The organism is Psychrobacter sp. FME6 (genome assembly GCF_014861365.1).
Taxonomy (GTDB): domain Bacteria; phylum Pseudomonadota; class Gammaproteobacteria; order Pseudomonadales; family Moraxellaceae; genus Psychrobacter.
This window is the reverse complement of record NZ_RRYW01000187.1, coordinates 1-1,593: the sequence shown is the minus strand read 5'-3', so window position 1 is coordinate 1,593 and position 1,593 is coordinate 1. Positions and strand designations below refer to the sequence as shown.

Below are 1,593 nucleotides of genomic sequence, written 5' to 3'. Positions count from 1 at the left end.
CTTTTACATCAATTATGGCTACGTCTGATGCCAGCATACTTTTTAGAACACCACCCTTTATTTAAGTTGCCTGTGTTTGCTCAGCTATTAAACTGGATCGGGGTCATTCCTATTAACCGTGGGAATAAAGGCTCAGTGCTACAAGCCAGTATTGATAAGTTTAAAACTGGTGAGCCATTGTTTTTAGGGTTAGCACCAGAGGGTACTCGTCAATATACTGAAAACTGGAAAACGGGTTTTTATTATTTAGCAGTGGGAGCTGGTGTGCCAATTTTGCCAGTAGCGCTAGACTATAAAACCAAAGAGATACGTTTTATGTCTCTGGTCTATCCTAGTGGCGATATCGACGCTGATTTACCAAAAATCTATGCTCAGTATAAAGGGGTAATGCCTAAACACCCTGAGCGCTTGTCACAGCCGCTACAGGACGTAAATAACGCCGCTGACTAACATTTTTAAAATATTGATTGTTGGTCAGGGTTTATGAGTTTTCAACACGCGCTATATTTATCATTAAAAAACCCCTCGACATAAAAGTGTCGAAGGGTTTTTCGTTTAAGCCTATATTTTTATTTCCAATAAATTTCTTAGCAATTGGCTAATTGCTGAAAGTACTAACACCGCCGTCGACAGGTAGGTTGATGCCAGTGATCATGGCAGCGTCATCGCTGGCTAAAAACATAACCGCAGCTGTCACATCAAAAGGTGTCGCTGCCTTTCCTAATAAAGCGTGCTCTATAAATGGGTTTGCGCTGTTATCTTTAGTGACTAACCCTGCTGCGACCGCGTTAATACGTACATCGTTTGGCACATTTTCTAATGCCAGTTTTTTTGTGGCTTCAGTCAAGCTTTGCTGTTGGGTTTTATAGGCATCGATACTCCAGTCAGCAGGTATATCGGTTAGCGTCGACACATTAACGATATTACCTTTGGTTTTTATCAGCTCTGGAACGACTGACTCATGGATACCGATAGCAGTATCTATATTGATCATCACGTCGATATGCTTGTATTTTTCTAATACATACTCTATTAGTTTTGCCGTTTGGGTTGGGTCGTTAATATCACTGGTGACGGTAAGGTGGTTGCCTGTGTTGATCCATGTATGGTCTTGCGGCAAGTCCTTATAGATATACTCTAAGATTTCATTATTAAGGCCAACAATTATACAATTAGCCCCTTCGCGTGCGAACCTAAGCGCCGTTTCACGACCAATATCTGAATCTGCACCTGTTACGATAACCGTCTTTTCTTTAAAACGCTTCATATTATTCAATCCTTGGTATTATATGATGGTCATCAAATAAAATTAATAGATATATCTGATAAATGTAATCGAGCGCAGTCTATAGATAAATCTGCGCGTAAGCTATGCCGCTTTGCTATCATCATAGCAACTCAGTGCTGCGAAAGCGACTGTGTCCAATATCTTGTGTGTCGCTTAATTTTTACGGCCATCAAGTCGCTGTCATGTGTAAAGCACCTACGTACTATAGTTAAAATACTTGGTGGTGTGTCAGAAAGTATGCTGAAGAAATAAAGGAGGGTGACAGCCAAAGCAAGATGATATATTTGAGGTTATGAAGACACAAA

At 40.4% G+C, this 1,593-nt stretch carries 2 protein-coding genes; one reads left to right on the top strand and one right to left on the bottom strand.

The annotated features are described in order from the left end of the window. On the top strand, positions 1-450 hold a 450-nt coding region (locus tag EI162_RS14105; protein ID WP_192524928.1), incomplete at its 5' end, for a 1-acyl-sn-glycerol-3-phosphate acyltransferase. A 148-nt stretch (positions 451-598) separates the two neighbouring features. On the opposite strand, the gene EI162_RS14100 is transcribed toward EI162_RS14105, so the two are convergent. Further along, positions 599-1,267 (bottom strand): SDR family NAD(P)-dependent oxidoreductase, encoded by a 669-nt coding sequence (locus tag EI162_RS14100; protein ID WP_192524927.1) that lies wholly within the window; start codon positions 1,265-1,267, stop codon positions 599-601. Positions 1,268-1,593 lie beyond the last annotated feature (326 nt).